This is a genomic window from Cupriavidus sp. 8B (assembly GCF_054589115.1).
Genome location: NZ_BAAILO010000093.1, coordinates 24,492 through 37,940, shown reverse-complemented (window position 1 = coordinate 37,940; position 13,449 = coordinate 24,492). Strand labels below are relative to the sequence as shown.

Sequence of the window (13,449 nt, the reverse complement as noted above, 5' to 3'; positions counted from 1 at the left end):
GCCCGCCGTTCGTTTTGCCCCGCGCGGTCATTCGCACATCCCACGAACTCTGAGGTTGTCATGCATTTCGTCCGCATTCTTGCGGCGGCTTGCCTGGTGCTCGGGCCGACCTTGTCGTCGGCCCAGTCCAGCGCGCCCGCTGCCGATCCGCTCGATCCCCGCGCATCCGTGCCGCCGCTGCCGGCACTGAACGTGCTGGCGGGCTATGTGCCGTTCCAGGCGCAGGCCATCGCCCCGTGGCGCGAGTCCAATGCCCAGGTCACGCCGCCGGCGGGCAAGGACGCACCGGGCGCCAATGCGCCCATGTCCATGTCCATGCCCATGCCCGCGCCGACACCTGCGGCCAAGCCCGCCGCTGCCGCTCACGGCCACCACCACTAAGGAGGCCGCATGTCTCACCCATTGCCAATCCGGCCGGGACTGGCCGCGGCGGCCTGTACCCTGCTGCTGGCCGGCTGCGCCGGATTTACCGCCGACGGCGGCTTCGGCACGGCGGCGACCGCGGCGCGCGAGCGCCTCGGCAAGGACGCTATCTGGGTCCGCTCCGACCAGGACCGCGCCGCCGTCCACGAGCGCACCCAGGCCTTGCTGGCGCAGCCGCTCGACGCCGACAGCGCTGTACAGATCGCGCTGCTCAACAACGCCGGCCTGCAGGCGGCCTTTGCCGACCTGGGCATCTCCGAGGCCGAATACGTCCAGGCAACGCGCCTGCCCAACCCGCGATTCTCCTTCAGCCGCACGCGCCAGGGCGACGACCTCAAGATCGACCGCGCCATCACGGTCGGCTTGATGAACCTGCTGGTGCTTCCGCTGGCGGCCCGCATCGAGCAGGACCGCTTCACGCAAACCCGGCTCGCCGTGGCCGACACCTTGCTGCGGCAGGCGCTGGAAACGCGCAAGGCCTTCGTCAATGCTGTCGCCGCGGAACAATCGGCGCGCTATGCCGAGCAGGTCAAGAACGCGGCTGAAACAGGCGCGCTGTTCGCCCGCGACCTGGCGCGCGCCGGTAACGTCAGCGCGCTCGATCACGCGCGCGAGCAAGCCTTCTATGCCGACGCCGCGACCCAGCTGGCCCGTACGCGCCAGCAGGCACTGGCCGCCCGCGAGCAACTCACGCGCCAGCTTGGGCTGTGGGGCACCGGCGCGCAATACCGGCTCCCCGAACGCCTGCCGGACTTGCCGAAGGCGCGCCCGGCCATGGCGGACCTGGAGGGCTATGCCATGGCCAGCCGGCTCGACCTGCAAGCCGGCAGGCTGCAGCTGGACAGCCTGGCGCGCTCGCTTGGCCTGACCCGCGCCACGCGCTTTATCAGCGTGCTGGATGTGAGCTACCTGCACAACTCTGAAACCGGCAAGCCGCGCGAGACCGGCTACGGCATCGATATCGAGATCCCGCTGTTCGACTGGGGTGGTGCCCGCGTGGCGCGGGCCGAGGCGGTCTACATGCAGGCCGCCAGCCGGCTCGCGCAGAGCGCCATCAACGCGCGCTCGGAAGTGCGCGAGACCTACGCCGGCTACCAGGCGCGCTACGACATCGCGCGGCATTACCGCGACGAGGTAGTGCCGCTGCGCAAGCGCATCTCGGATGAAGGCATGCTGCGCTACAACGGCATGCTGGTCAGCGTGTTCGAGCTGCTGGCTGACGCGCGCGAGCAAGTCGGTGCCGTCAACGGCTATCTCGACGCGCTGCGCGAGTACTGGGTGGCCCAAACCAAGCTGCAAGGCGCGCTCGGCGGACGGCTGCCGGACGGCGCCGCATTGCCTCTCCCAGCCGCCCCTTCCACGGCATCTCCCGCGGCCCCTGCCAGCCCGCCATCGCCCGCCTCGCCTGCTTCGCCCAAAGGACAATGACCATGGTTACCCGAAGACAATTCCTGCATGGCTCCGGCGCTACCATGCTCGGCGCGGCGTTGGTGACGCGCGCCGGCGCCGCAGTGCTGCCCGAGGCCGCGCTGCAAGCCAGCCCCGCCACCCAGCCGCCGCTGGCGCCGGCCACAGGCCGCCCCTACAACCCGGTGGTGACCCTCAACGGCTGGACCCTGCCCTGGCGCATGCGCCAAGGCTGGAAGGAGTTCCACCTGGTGGCGGAGCCCGTCGAGCGCGAGTTCGCGCCCGGCATGAAGGCGCACCTGTGGGGCTACAACGGCCAGAGCCCCGGCCCCACCATCGAGTGCGTGGAAGGCGACAAGGTGCGCATCTTCGTCACCAACAAGCTGCCGGAACACACCACCGTGCACTGGCACGGCATCATCCTGCCGGCCGGCATGGATGGTGTCGGCGGCCTGTCGCAGCCGCATATCCCGCCCGGCAAGACCTTCGTCTATGAGTTCGAGATGAAGCACGCCGGCACCTTCATGTACCACCCGCATTCCGACGAGATGGTGCAGATGGCGATGGGCATGATGGGCTTGCTCGTGGTGCATCCGAAGGACCCCGCGCAGATGCGGGTCGATCGCGATTTTGTGTTCCTGATCTCGGCCTACGACATCGACCCCGGCTCCTACACGCCGCGCGTGGCCGAGATGACGGATTTCAATATGTGGACGTGGAACAGCCGCGTGTTCCCGGGCATCGACACGCTGCCGGTGCGCCTGGGCGATCGCGTGCGGATCCGCTTTGGCAACCTGACCATGACCAACCACCCGATCCATCTGCACGGACACCGCTTCGAGGTGAGCGGCACCGATGGCGGCTGGGTGCCCCCGTCCGCGCGTTGGCCGGAGGTGACCACCGACGTGGCGGTGGGACAGATGCGCGCCATCGAATTCATCGCCGACAACCCCGGCGACTGGGCCTTTCACTGCCACAAGTCCCACCACACCATGAACGCCATGGGCCACCAGTTGCCGACCATGATCGGCGTCAAGCAAAAGGACCTGGCCAAGCGGATGAACGCGCTGGTGCCGGAGTACATGGCGATGGGCGAGGCCGGCATGGCGGATATGGGCGGCATGGAGATGCCGTTGCCGGACAACACCTTGCCGATGATGACCGGACAAGGGCCATTCGGGCCGATCGAGATGGGTGGCATGTTCACGGTGCTCAAGGTGCGCGCCGGCCTTGGCCGCAACGACTACCGCGACCCGGGCTGGTATCGCCATCCCAAGGGCACTGTTGCCTTCGAATATGCCGGCACGCCCGGCGCCAGCCAATGACCACGTCAGCCAGAGAAAGGAAAGACAACATGCGAAACAGGAAATCCCGTGCCGCTACCGCCTTGGTGGCGGCGGCCAGTGCCGTTGCCCTCGCCCTGCCGTGCGCCAGCGCCGTCGCCGCCGGCAGCCACGGCGGCCCTCATGCCGGCGAGGCCGCCAGCGCTATTGGCGAGCCGGGCGACGCCGCCAGCGTGAGCCGCACCATCCAGGTCGACATGACCGACAACATGCGCTTCAGCCCGGCCGACATCAAGGTCAAGGCCGGCGAGACCATCCGCTTCGTGGTGCGCAACGCTGGAAAGCTACGGCATGAGATGGTGCTTGGCACCGAGGCCGACGCACTACGCCGAAATGCTGAAGATGCCTGAGATGGAACACGCCGACCCGAACGCCGTCACGCTCGAAGCCAGCCAGCGCGGCGAAATGGTGTGGCGCTTTACGCGCAGTGGCCGGGTTGATTTTGCCTGCCTGCAGCCCGGCCACTATGACGCCGGCATGCGCGGCAAGGTCAGCGTGCGCTAAGCGTTTTTAGCGTCCAGGCGACAAAACACCCTGTATTCAACACCAACCAACCAACCAACCAGGAAGGAATGCAAATGAACACCAGCAAGAACCTGCTCGCGCTGCTGCCGCTTCTGGCGGCCTTCGCAACCCTGCCGGCCGGGGCCGCCCCCGATACCAGCGACGCCTCCTCCGCCCCGGCCAGCGCGGCACAAGCCGAGGCTGTACCACTGACCAATGGGGAGATCCGCAAGGTAGATGTCGCGGCCGGCAAACTGACCATCAAGCATGGCCCTATCGCCAACCTGGGCATGGATGCCATGACCATGATCTTCCGCGTGCAAGACCCGGCCCTGCTGGGGCAGGCCAAGGAAGGCGACCGGGTGAAGTTCAGCGTGATCCGAGCCAACGGCGCGCTGACGGTGACCACGCTGGTGGTGCAGCCACCGGCGCAGTAAGGGGATTCTTATCCGACCCGGAAGAAATCGACCGTTTGCCCCGCGTTGACAGCCCGCTGCAGCCACTCCGGCCGCTCGCCGGTACCGTCCCAGCTCTGGCCCATGGCGTTACGGTAAAGCACCCGGGCTGGCTTTTCCGCCTCGGCGGCCACTGCCGGCGCGGCAACCGGGGGCGTAACGGCCAACGTGGCGCTCGGCACCACCTGAGCCGGCGCCGGCGGAGCCGGGGGTGCAGCAAAACAGCCCGCCTCAAGTAAATCGTCGAGCGTGAGGCCGTGGCGGTCCATCTGCTCACGGACCCACGTCGCCGCGGCTAGTTTGGCTTCATCAGACTCTGACATGACTTTCGTAATTGACTTTGCCGGCGGACGGATGGCCGGTAAAGCGGAGGAAGGGGGGTAATCCAGCGGGTCAAGCCGCCTGTAATGCACGATTTTACAGGGTCTTGCGCCTTTGCTGGCGCAGACATTTCCTAAGCGTTAATGCCAGTTGCCGCGCGGCCCTTGGCACCTTCGCACATCCCGCGAGGTGCATATTCCGTCTCTCGGCGCCCTCCCTCACGCCAAACCAGCGGCGATGCTATGCCAGGCAGGCGGCATTGACGATGCCCGCCGCCAGCGATACCACCCCCATCAGCGCACCCATGCCGCGATTGTCCGCGGTGATTTCCTCGCTGACGCCGCGCAGCGCCCGCGCCACGATCACATAGGCCAGCACCTGCACCACGAACGCGCCAAAGCCCCACAGCACGAACATCGAGAAGGCGGCATTGTGCTGGATGCTGGCCGAGAGCGTCAGCGAAAAACCCAGCACCGCGCCGCCCAGCGACAAGGCCGCCGCCACGTTGCCCTGGCGGATCAGCTCGAACTCGCGGTGCGGCGTGATCCGCGTGTACACCAGCAGAAACAGCCCCAGCATGGCGAAGCTGGCGAGAATGTAGATCAGGTAGGCGTAGACCGGCTGTAGGGGAAAGGTCATGTGGGTTCCTGGTTGGGTTGGACCGGATGTGAAGCGAATCTGAAAAAATGCGATGCAGCCTTAGCCGCCGCCGGAGCGGCCAGACCCGCCAAAGCGGCTGGTAAAGCCGCCGCGCGAGGACACGGCCGGCGCCCGGCTGACGGCGGCCGAGCGCATCGACATGCCGCCGCTCGCGCCGCGCCCGAGGCTGCTGCGGCTCAGCGTGGCCTCCTCGACCATGGTTGCATGCGGCGTGCCCGGCGCCTGGCTGACGCGGGCCAGGTTGCCGTTGCTGTCATAGACACCCATGGGACGGGCAACGCCGCTCGACATGTCGCGCCGGGTCTGCGTGCCGTCTGGGCGGTAGACGGTGCCGGACTCGGTGTAATACGGCCCGTACCAGCGTGCCATGCCGCCGTGATACCCGCCGTAGTAGCCACCGCCATGGCCACCGCTGCTCGTGCTGGCGCTGCTGTCATCGTTGCCGGTGCCACGGTGGCATGCAGCGGCATGGCGCCGTACTGCCGGGCCAGCGCCAGGCGGTGGGCGTCCATGACCCGGTCCACAACCGTGACCGCCGCTTCCGGATGCGCCTGCACCAGCAGGGGCAGGATGGCCTGGCCGATACAGCCAAAGCCGACAATGACGATATGCTCGATGCGCTTGCTAGACATGATGACAACGTGCAGGACCCAACACGCGGTTTGGGCCGGCAAAATTCAGGGAGAAATAAAAAGCCAAGGCGATGGGATCAGCGAGGGCGGCGCCCTCAGGGCACCCACCAGTACCGCGTGATATGGAAGAAGATCGGCGCGGCGAACACCACGGAATCCAGCCGGTCCAGCATGCCGCCATGGCCCTGGATCATCTGGCCCCAGTCCTTGATGTTGCGGTCGCGCTTGATGGCCGACATCACCAGCCCGCCCAGGAAGCCCATCAAGGCAATCACCAGCGCGATCAGCCCCGCCTTCCAGGGCGAGCCATAGGGCGTGATCCACCACAGCGAGGCGCCCAGCGCGGTGGCGCTGGCCACGCCGCCGACAAAGCCTTCCACGGTCTTGGACGGCGACAGCAGCGGCGCGATCTTGGTCTTGCCGAGCAGCTTGCCCCACACGTACTGCAGCACGTCGCTGCCCTGCACCACGATCACCAGGAATGCGATCAGCAGCAGGTTGCGATCCTCGAAGCCGGGAATCGGCAAGGTCAGCAAGGCCGGCACATGCGACACGCAGAACACGCAGATCATCACGGCCCACTGCACCCCCGCGCAACGCTCCAGGAAGCGCGTGGTTTCCGCCGACAGCGCGGAGAGGATGGGCAGGATCAGGAAAGCGTAGACCGGGATAAAGATGGAAAACAGCCCATACCAGCCGGTGTACACCAGCACGTATTGCAGCGGCAGAAAGACGAAGAAGGCGGCGACGATGGCACGGTGGTCGCCCCGCCGCGTGGTGGTGATGGTGATGAACTCACGCAAGGCGTAGAACGACAACAGGTAGAACAGCACGATGATGGCGGTCCGCCCCATCGCGAACGCCACCCCTAGCACGCCGATCATCCACCACCACGCCGATACGCGCGCGGCAAGGTTGTCGATGACCGCGTGCGGGCCACCCCGGGCCACGCGCCAGCGCAGCAGCGCGGTCACCGTGGAAGCCAGCACGAGTACGCCCAGCACGCCGCCGAACAGCAGCCAGGTCTCATGCATCATGGTCAGGCGAGGAAAGGTCATAGGTTCTTAGTCCAGCGCGGGCGCCAGCGACAACAGGCCTTCGCGGCAGCGCGCCAGGAAGTCATCCTTGGCTTCTTCCGCGCCAAGGGTCAGCGGCTTGCCGAAGGTCACGGTGCACAGCAGGGGCACCGGCACGAACTCGCCCTTGGGCATCACGCGGTTGAGATTGTCGATCCACACCGGCACGAACTCGATGTCTGCGCAAACCTTCGCAAGGTGGTAGATGCCGCTCTTGAAGGGCAAGAGCCGTTCGTCGGTGGTGTTACGCGTGCCTTCGGGAAACAGGATCAGCGAGTCGCCCTTGCGCACCACCTGCTGCATCAGGGCCACAGGATCGCTGCCCGGCTCGCTGCGGGTGCGATCGATCAGCAGGGCGTTGAACACATCCCTGCCGATAAAGCGCCGCAGCGGCGACTTGTTCCAGTAATCCGCGCCGGCCACCGGCCGCGTGAGCAAGCGCAAGTCCGGCGGCAGGCAGCCCCAGATCAGCACGAAGTCGCCGTGGCTGCTGTGGTTGGCAAAATAGATACGCTGCACCGCGGCGGGCAGGCAGCCGTTCCAGTGCGCCTGCATGCCGGTCAGCAAGCGTGCGAACAGGATGATGGCGCGCGCCACCAGTTTGGAAAGCCACATCGTGTGTTATCTCAGCAGCAGTAGCAGCAAGGCCACCAGCAATTGCAGGGCGGCGAGTCCCGCGGCCCAGTGGAGAAAGCGCAAAGCGCCGCGAGCGCGCTGCACCAAGGATCGCCCGCCGCCCTCGGGCCCCGCCCAGCCGAGCTGCACCAGCGCCTGGTCCAGCGAGGCCAGCGTCGAGACCGGGTCGGCGATGCGCAGGGCCTCGGCAAGCGCCGCGAACAAGCGGCGGTCGATTGCCGCGCGGATCAGCAGCCACAGCTGGACCGCGCCGAGCAGCGCCGCTACGATGCCGAGCACCAGATAGACCTGCCCCGCCGGCGACAGGGTACCGGCCAGCAGCAGGTTGATCAGTGCCAGCACCAGCCCGGCCCAGAGCACACGGCCCGCGCCATCGAGGCCCCCCGCCGCGGCCTGCGCCACCCAGTGCCCGGCGGCAGCGTCAAGGTGGTAGTCGTCATGCATCGGAACCGACATGGCCTGCTCCCCCTGAAGACTGTGCGGCCGCCTGCCGGCGGCGGATGAAGTGCGACAGCGCAGCCACGCTGTCCGGGCCCAGCACCACGGCCGGACGCCCCTTGCGCAGCAAGGCCAGCGCTTGCCCGGCGTCGTGCGCGCCGGCGTGGCCGGCGAGCCATGCGGCGGCCACCAGCGCGCTGCGCGAATAGCCAAGCGCGCAGCATACAAGCACATTGCGACCATCGCGGTGCCAGGCTTCAAGCACGGCCACGGCTTCGTCCAGTTGCGCCGGCGCGGGCACGGTCAGGTCCAGCACCGGCACGCATCGATACAAGGTAGCATCCGCCAGCCGCGGCAGCTCGGCGGTCAGGTCGAGCACGGCATCCGCCCCTAGGCGGCGTAGCTCGGTACCGCCCGGGAAACGGCCGACCCAGAGGCCGGGCACGATCTGGCTGGCGCCGGGCTGGCGGCGCGTCCACCAGCGTGAGTTAGCCAACGCGCCCAGCAGGTAAGGCGCCAGCACCCAGCGCGCCGCCATCGGCATGGTGCCGTCGTGCCGCTTCTGGAACAAGGCCGGAATGCCCCGCCGGTAGATCGCCGCGACGCAAGCCAGCGACAGGGCCAGCCAGCCCAGCAGCAACGCTGCGAGGGCCGAGGTAGACGACAGCGCCAGTGCCGCCGCCCCGCCGGCCAGTGCACCCATGGCGTAACGCCTGGCAAGCTGCCGCGTGCGCGGCGCGCTGGCAGCGGGCCCTGCATTGCCCTGCCCCTGCCCGAAGGGAAACAGGAAGACGCAGAACCAGCCCAGCAGCCAGCCCGTGGGCACGTCGATGACATGGTGCTGGTAAGTGGTCAGCACCGACACCCCGATCAGCGCGAACCAGCCGTGCAGCAGCCAGCGCCAGCCGCCGTGCGCGTGCATTGCGTAGGCCACCCACAGGATCACCAGCAGGCTGATGTGCAGCGATGGCGCCTGGTTGAACGGCTTGTCAAAGCCGCCCAGCAGCGTGAAGAGGTGGCCGGGCACGCCGCCGGCCTGCGGGCGATCGAAGGCAAAACGCAGCGGAAAGGCAATAAAGCAGGCAACCGAGATCAGCTGCGCCGCTAGCAAGCGCTTGGCATGGACGAGCAGATCGGCACGCCTGCGCCAGAGGAAAAAGGACAGGCCGTAGAGCAGGTCGATCGACCAGTACGGCACGATGCTCCAGGGCACAAAGGGAATGTGCCGCTCCCATTCAAAGTAGAAGAACGGGACGTCGGGACGCTGGCTCGCCAGCCAGTTGGCCAGCCCATAGGACGAGAAAAACAAGGCGCCCATGCCGGCCAGCAGGACCAGGGCAAGGCCCCAGGGGCGAGCCCCGCCAGCGCCCGGCTCCCCCGCGGCGATGTCCGCGGCCCCGCCTTCGGCCTGCTGGCGCAGCATCATGCGACCCTGCGCGCCAGGCTGACCGTGAAGATGCCCCACGGGTCGATGCGCTGCGCGATCTTCTCGAAGCCGGCTTGCCGGACCAGTTCATCCATCTCCGCCTGCGAGCGGCGCCGCATCACCCAGGCCGAGCCCGCGCGATGGCTGGTGAGCGCGCGCGCGATGAACTCGAGCTGCGGGTGCCAGGGCTGCCCGGTATAGACCAGGTAGCCGCCCGGCGCCACCGCCCGCGACAGGCCACCCAGCGAACGCGACACCATGCCGTTGTCGCCGAACAGCTCATACAGGCCGGAGACGATGGCCAGCGTGGGCGCCGGATCGAGCGCGGCGAGATCGTCGCCATCGAAGGCGTCGCCCTTCTCGAAACGGGCAATGTCCGACAGGCCCTTGCTGCGGATGAGCGCGCGACCCTGCTCCACGTTGATATCGCTGTAGTCGCGCAGCAGGATGCTCTGTACCTGTTGCGCGGCCGCTCCGTTGATGCCCTTGGCGGCCAGCGCCTCCAGCACGTAACGGCCATGGCCCGCGGCGATATCGACGATGCGCACCGGCACGCCGGCGGCGCGCAGGCTGCCGATGGCTACGCCAAGCAGTTCCTCGATGTTTACCTTGCGCTGGCGGATGCCCCGCCAGCCGATGGCGTCCAGGTAGTTGCGGTCGACCATCGGGCCGACGCCAAACCGCCCCTGCGCCTTGTTGCAGTAAACGTAGTCGAGCGTGGAGCCTGAATCGAAACCGGTCCTGTGCCCAAGCCGCACCCCGTCGGACAGCAGGCCGCCGAACTTCAGGCCGGCGCGCGTCAGGCCCCAGTAAATGCCCGCCGCGCTGGCCGGGGACAGCGGCCGCGCCAGCCGGTCGGATTCTTCCTTGAAGGCGCCGCTGCGGTCGGCGTTCAGCAACGAGACCGCCGCCGATGGCGTCTCGAACTCGCGTACGATAAAGCGCCGCGCCGCGGCCACGGCCTGCGCGCGATCGCGCTCGCCCAGGGTGTCGTGGTAGAAGCCGTCCAGCACGATGCGCTCCTTGACGCTGGAGCCCAGCCGCTCGTAGAACGCATCCTGCGGGCCGCGATGCACCACCCAGTCCGCGCCGGAGATCAGCAACTGCGTGGGTACGGTAATGGCGGCCGCATCGGCCACGATGCGATCGGCCGTCTCATAGAGATCCAGCAGGATATTGACGGCAATCGGGCGCGTAATCAGTGGATCTTGCTGGTAACTGGCGATACGCTCGGGATCGTGCGTGAGGAACTTGGCCTTGACGTAGCTGTTGACGAAGAACTTGCCCCGCAGCTTGTGCATGAGCTTGAGGCCCGGCCGCGCCAGCGGCACGTAGAGCTTGACCTTGAACGCCGGCGAAGCGAGCACAAGGGCGCGGATCCGCGCCGCGTAGTCGTGCACCCACGTTGACGCCAGGACAGCGCCAACGCTTTGCGCGACCACGGCGATGCGCTCTACCGGAATGCCATGCTCGGTGGCGATGTGGTCGATGAACGTCTGGATATCGCGCACCGACGTGGCCAGGCTGGGGCTGTAGCCGCGCTCGCCTGGCGAACGGCCGTGGCCGCGCGCATCCCAGGCGAAGAAGGCATGGCCGGGCAAGCCCAGTTCGTCCACCAGGTGGGCGATGCGGCCCGAATGCTCGTGCCCGCGGTGAAACAGCACAACGGCGCCCTGCGGCGCCTGGCCTGCGGCAGGCCAGTGGCGATAGAACAGCGACTGGCCATCGTGGGTTTCGAACTGCGACTCGACAGCGGTACGGCCGGTTTGACTATCCACGTAGTATCACTCCACGGGTTGGGAAGACGGTTTGGCGTGCGGTGCCGCCTGAGCACTCGCCTCGCTTGCCTGGCGCGCCTGTTCGCCCTCGGCCACGCCGCGGCGCACCCGGTTGGCGATGGTCAGCAACGACAGCAGCGACAACAGCACCCACAGCCAGTGCGCGGCATACGCCAGGCTCAGCCCGAGGCCGACCCACAAGCCCAGCGCGCCCAGCACCAGGGCCCGGTCGCTCTTGCCCAGGGGGCCGTCGTAGCGGCGGCTGGCACCGGCCAGCGGCCCGATCAGGCCAGCGCACTCGACGATGACGGCCAGCAGCGCGAACACCATGATTTCGCCGGCACCAAACGGCGCAACCAGGGCGAACGGCAGAATCAGCGCAATATCGGAGACGATGTCCCCAAGTTCATTGAGATAGGCGCCAAGCACGCTCTGCTGGCCGTGCTCGCGCGCCAGCATGCCGTCGATGGCGTTCAGCGCCATGCGCACGAACAGCCAGATCGGCATCAGCAGGAAGACGCCGGGCAGCCAGGCCAGCGCGGCCACCAGGGCACCCACCACCAATGACCCGCCAGCCGCAGCCAGCGTGACCTGGTTGGCGGTGACGCCGCGCGCGGCGAGGCGCGTCACCAACGGCCGCAGAAGGGCCTGGAACTTCGGTTTGATCTGGTAAAGCGTCATGTTTCTCGACCTTTTCAGGCCTTATGTGATTGCCGGCCATGGTGTCCGCGCCCGCGGCCACCGGCCATGCCGGCCCCCTTGCCCAGCCCCCGCAGCCGCCTTTGACGACCAGATGGTGTGCCGCGTGCCCGACAATCGGGCAAGCATAGCTTGATTGCGCGTTTCCGCCAATCATTAAGAATTTATGAGATTTTTGGCACATTTCGACACGATTTGGGCGTGCCTGAGCCACGTTACGCGCCAGGATTTGCGAGGTAACGCCCGTTGGCAAAAGTTGGGGCGCTGCGGTAAGAAATTGCGCGAACTTGGAAGGAATTGGAGGTTGCGGAAAAACGCAGGGGCGGTGGACAAGGAATGCCGTCCGGGCAAGGCGTGCTGCATGACAGCATTGTCATGTGCCGGTCATGTTGTCGTCGGTGCCTGTTTCTTAGACTGCCAGCACGGTCGATCGAAAGAGATCGCCCACCCCTCGAATCCTCGGAGAAAACGATGCGTACTCTCAAGCAAGCCCTGCTCGCCGCCGCCCTGGCCGCCACCCTTGGCGGTGTCGCCAGCCTCGCCAGCGCCGCCCCGCGCAGCGTGGACCCGTATCTTGATGGCGCGGCCACCACCAGCCAGGCGCGGGACATCTACACGCAGGGCGCCAGCAAGCTCGGCCCGCGCGACCCGTTCACCGACGGCGCGCGCGCCGGTGCGCGGGATCCGTTCACCGACGGCGCTCGCAACGGCACCCGCGACGCCTTCAGCGACGGCGCATGAGCACCGGCGCTGATCGCCGCCGATCAGCGAATCTCGCTGTAGATCTGCCTGGCCTCGTCGGCCGAAGCTAGCGGGCGCCCAAGCGTGCGCGCGCCTTCGGCCGCCTGCCCGACGAGGGCCGCGTTGCCTGGCGCGGTGCTGCCGTCGCGCAGCTTCAGATTGTTCTCGAAGCCCACCCGCACATGCCCGCCGAACGCGGCGGCGGTGGTCACGCAGGCATTCTCCTCGCGCCCGAAGGCGCAGATCGCCCACGGCAGCGTGCCGTCATAGACCTGCAGGAACGGCAGCAGGTCGCGCGGCGACGATACCTGTCCCGCCGAATACCGGCCCAGCACAAACAGCACCGACCACGCGCCCGGCGGCACCAGCCCGCGCGCGCGCAGCGCTTGCCAGCGCGCCACGTCGGCCGCGTCGTACAAGATGACCTGGGTCATCACCCGCTCGCGCGCCAGCCAGGCCAGGAAACCGGCCAGCTCGGCCTCGGGGATGTCCGGCACGGCGATCTCGCGCAGCCCGATGGAGACTGCCTCGGGCCGCAGTTCGCGCACCATCGCGATCTGCTCGGCCGCGCGGTAGATGCCGGCGGCTTCGCTGGTCACCTGCACCAGCAAGGCATCGCCCACTTCCTGCTTCACCACGGCAAGCGCTTCGCGATAAATCTGCGGATCCAGGGAATGGCGGCCGTCGGGCTGGCGCACATGCATGTGCATCATGGCCGCGCCGGCTTCCAGGCATGCCCGCGCGTCTGCCGCCAGGGCCGCCGCGGTCAGCGGCACGGCCTGGTGGTCCTTGGCGGTCTTGTAGGCGCCATTGGGCGCGACGGTAATGATCAGCGGCGAATCCGCCAACAAGGTGTGTTCACTCATATTGCGCTCTTGGTGTTCCTGGTGCTCTTGGCGATTCTTGTGGG

Annotated in this window: 15 protein-coding genes and 2 pseudogenes; 6 read left to right on the top strand and 11 right to left on the bottom strand. The window is 67.5% G+C overall.

Annotation, left to right across the window (positions count from 1 at the left end; all coding sequences use genetic code 11):
- Positions 1–60: 60 nt before the first annotated feature.
- The 5 genes and pseudogenes from ACYP5B_RS09185 (at position 61) to ACYP5B_RS09165 (ending at position 4,114) form a co-directional block, all read left to right on the top strand.
- Positions 61–381 (top strand): hypothetical protein, encoded by a 321-nt coding sequence (locus ACYP5B_RS09185; RefSeq protein ID WP_459569372.1) that lies wholly within the window; start codon positions 61–63, stop codon positions 379–381.
- Positions 382–390: 9 nt separating this feature from the next.
- A complete protein-coding gene (locus tag ACYP5B_RS09180) occupies positions 391–1,851 on the top strand; it encodes a TolC family protein (RefSeq protein WP_459569371.1) in 1,461 nt (486 codons plus the stop codon).
- A 2-nt stretch (positions 1,852–1,853) separates the two neighbouring features.
- Positions 1,854–3,155, top strand: coding sequence for a multicopper oxidase family protein (locus tag ACYP5B_RS09175; protein ID WP_459569369.1), 1,302 nt, complete (start codon positions 1,854–1,856; stop codon positions 3,153–3,155).
- 29 nt (positions 3,156–3,184) lie between these two features.
- Positions 3,185–3,677 (top strand): annotated as a pseudogene (locus tag ACYP5B_RS09170) (cupredoxin domain-containing protein).
- Positions 3,678–3,751: 74 nt separating this feature from the next.
- Positions 3,752–4,114, top strand: a complete 363-nt coding sequence (locus ACYP5B_RS09165) for a copper-binding protein (RefSeq protein ID WP_400096513.1) — start codon at positions 3,752–3,754, stop codon at positions 4,112–4,114.
- Positions 4,115–4,122: 8 nt separating this feature from the next.
- On the opposite strand, the gene ACYP5B_RS09160 is transcribed toward ACYP5B_RS09165, so the two are convergent.
- The 10 genes and pseudogenes from ACYP5B_RS09160 to ACYP5B_RS09115 form a co-directional block, all read right to left on the bottom strand.
- A complete protein-coding gene (locus ACYP5B_RS09160; RefSeq protein ID WP_318231013.1) occupies positions 4,123–4,455 on the bottom strand; it encodes an H-NS family nucleoid-associated regulatory protein in 333 nt (110 codons plus the stop codon).
- A 238-nt stretch (positions 4,456–4,693) separates the two neighbouring features.
- Positions 4,694–5,092, bottom strand: coding sequence for a DUF350 domain-containing protein (locus ACYP5B_RS09155; RefSeq protein ID WP_318231012.1), 399 nt, complete (start codon positions 5,090–5,092; stop codon positions 4,694–4,696).
- 60 nt (positions 5,093–5,152) lie between these two features.
- A complete protein-coding gene (locus ACYP5B_RS09150) occupies positions 5,153–5,482 on the bottom strand; it encodes a hypothetical protein (protein WP_459569401.1) in 330 nt (109 codons plus the stop codon).
- A 104-nt stretch (positions 5,483–5,586) separates the two neighbouring features.
- A pseudogene (locus ACYP5B_RS09145) lies at positions 5,587–5,745 on the bottom strand (saccharopine dehydrogenase NADP-binding domain-containing protein); the annotation flags it as partial.
- Between the two features lie 95 nt (positions 5,746–5,840).
- Positions 5,841–6,803, bottom strand: a complete 963-nt coding sequence (locus ACYP5B_RS09140) for a phosphatidate cytidylyltransferase (RefSeq protein ID WP_459569368.1) — start codon at positions 6,801–6,803, stop codon at positions 5,841–5,843.
- Between the two features lie 6 nt (positions 6,804–6,809).
- Positions 6,810–7,436, bottom strand: a complete 627-nt coding sequence (locus ACYP5B_RS09135) for a lysophospholipid acyltransferase family protein (protein ID WP_400096510.1) — start codon at positions 7,434–7,436, stop codon at positions 6,810–6,812.
- A gap of 6 nt (positions 7,437–7,442) precedes the next feature.
- On the bottom strand, positions 7,443–7,913 hold the full coding sequence (locus ACYP5B_RS09130; RefSeq protein WP_400096509.1) for a hypothetical protein: 471 nt from the start codon (positions 7,911–7,913) through the stop codon (positions 7,443–7,445).
- Entirely contained in the window at positions 7,894–9,318 is a 1,425-nt protein-coding gene (locus ACYP5B_RS09125) for a phosphatase PAP2/dual specificity phosphatase family protein (RefSeq protein WP_459569397.1), read from the bottom strand. The genes ACYP5B_RS09130 and ACYP5B_RS09125 overlap by 20 nt, the downstream gene beginning before the upstream one ends.
- A complete protein-coding gene (locus ACYP5B_RS09120; protein WP_459569367.1) occupies positions 9,318–11,099 on the bottom strand; it encodes a bifunctional alpha/beta hydrolase/class I SAM-dependent methyltransferase in 1,782 nt (593 codons plus the stop codon). The genes ACYP5B_RS09125 and ACYP5B_RS09120 overlap by 1 nt, the downstream gene beginning before the upstream one ends.
- A 6-nt stretch (positions 11,100–11,105) precedes the next feature.
- Positions 11,106–11,780 (bottom strand): CDP-alcohol phosphatidyltransferase family protein, encoded by a 675-nt coding sequence (locus ACYP5B_RS09115; RefSeq protein ID WP_459569366.1) that lies wholly within the window; start codon positions 11,778–11,780, stop codon positions 11,106–11,108.
- Between the two features lie 489 nt (positions 11,781–12,269).
- On the opposite strand from ACYP5B_RS09115, the gene ACYP5B_RS09110 reads away from it, so the two are divergent.
- Positions 12,270–12,539 (top strand): hypothetical protein, encoded by a 270-nt coding sequence (locus tag ACYP5B_RS09110; RefSeq protein ID WP_459569364.1) that lies wholly within the window; start codon positions 12,270–12,272, stop codon positions 12,537–12,539.
- A gap of 23 nt (positions 12,540–12,562) precedes the next feature.
- On the opposite strand, the gene ACYP5B_RS09105 is transcribed toward ACYP5B_RS09110, so the two are convergent.
- On the bottom strand, positions 12,563–13,405 hold the full coding sequence (locus ACYP5B_RS09105) for a beta-keto acid cleavage family enzyme (RefSeq protein WP_459569363.1): 843 nt from the start codon (positions 13,403–13,405) through the stop codon (positions 12,563–12,565).
- Between the last annotated feature and the right edge of the window lie 44 nt (positions 13,406–13,449).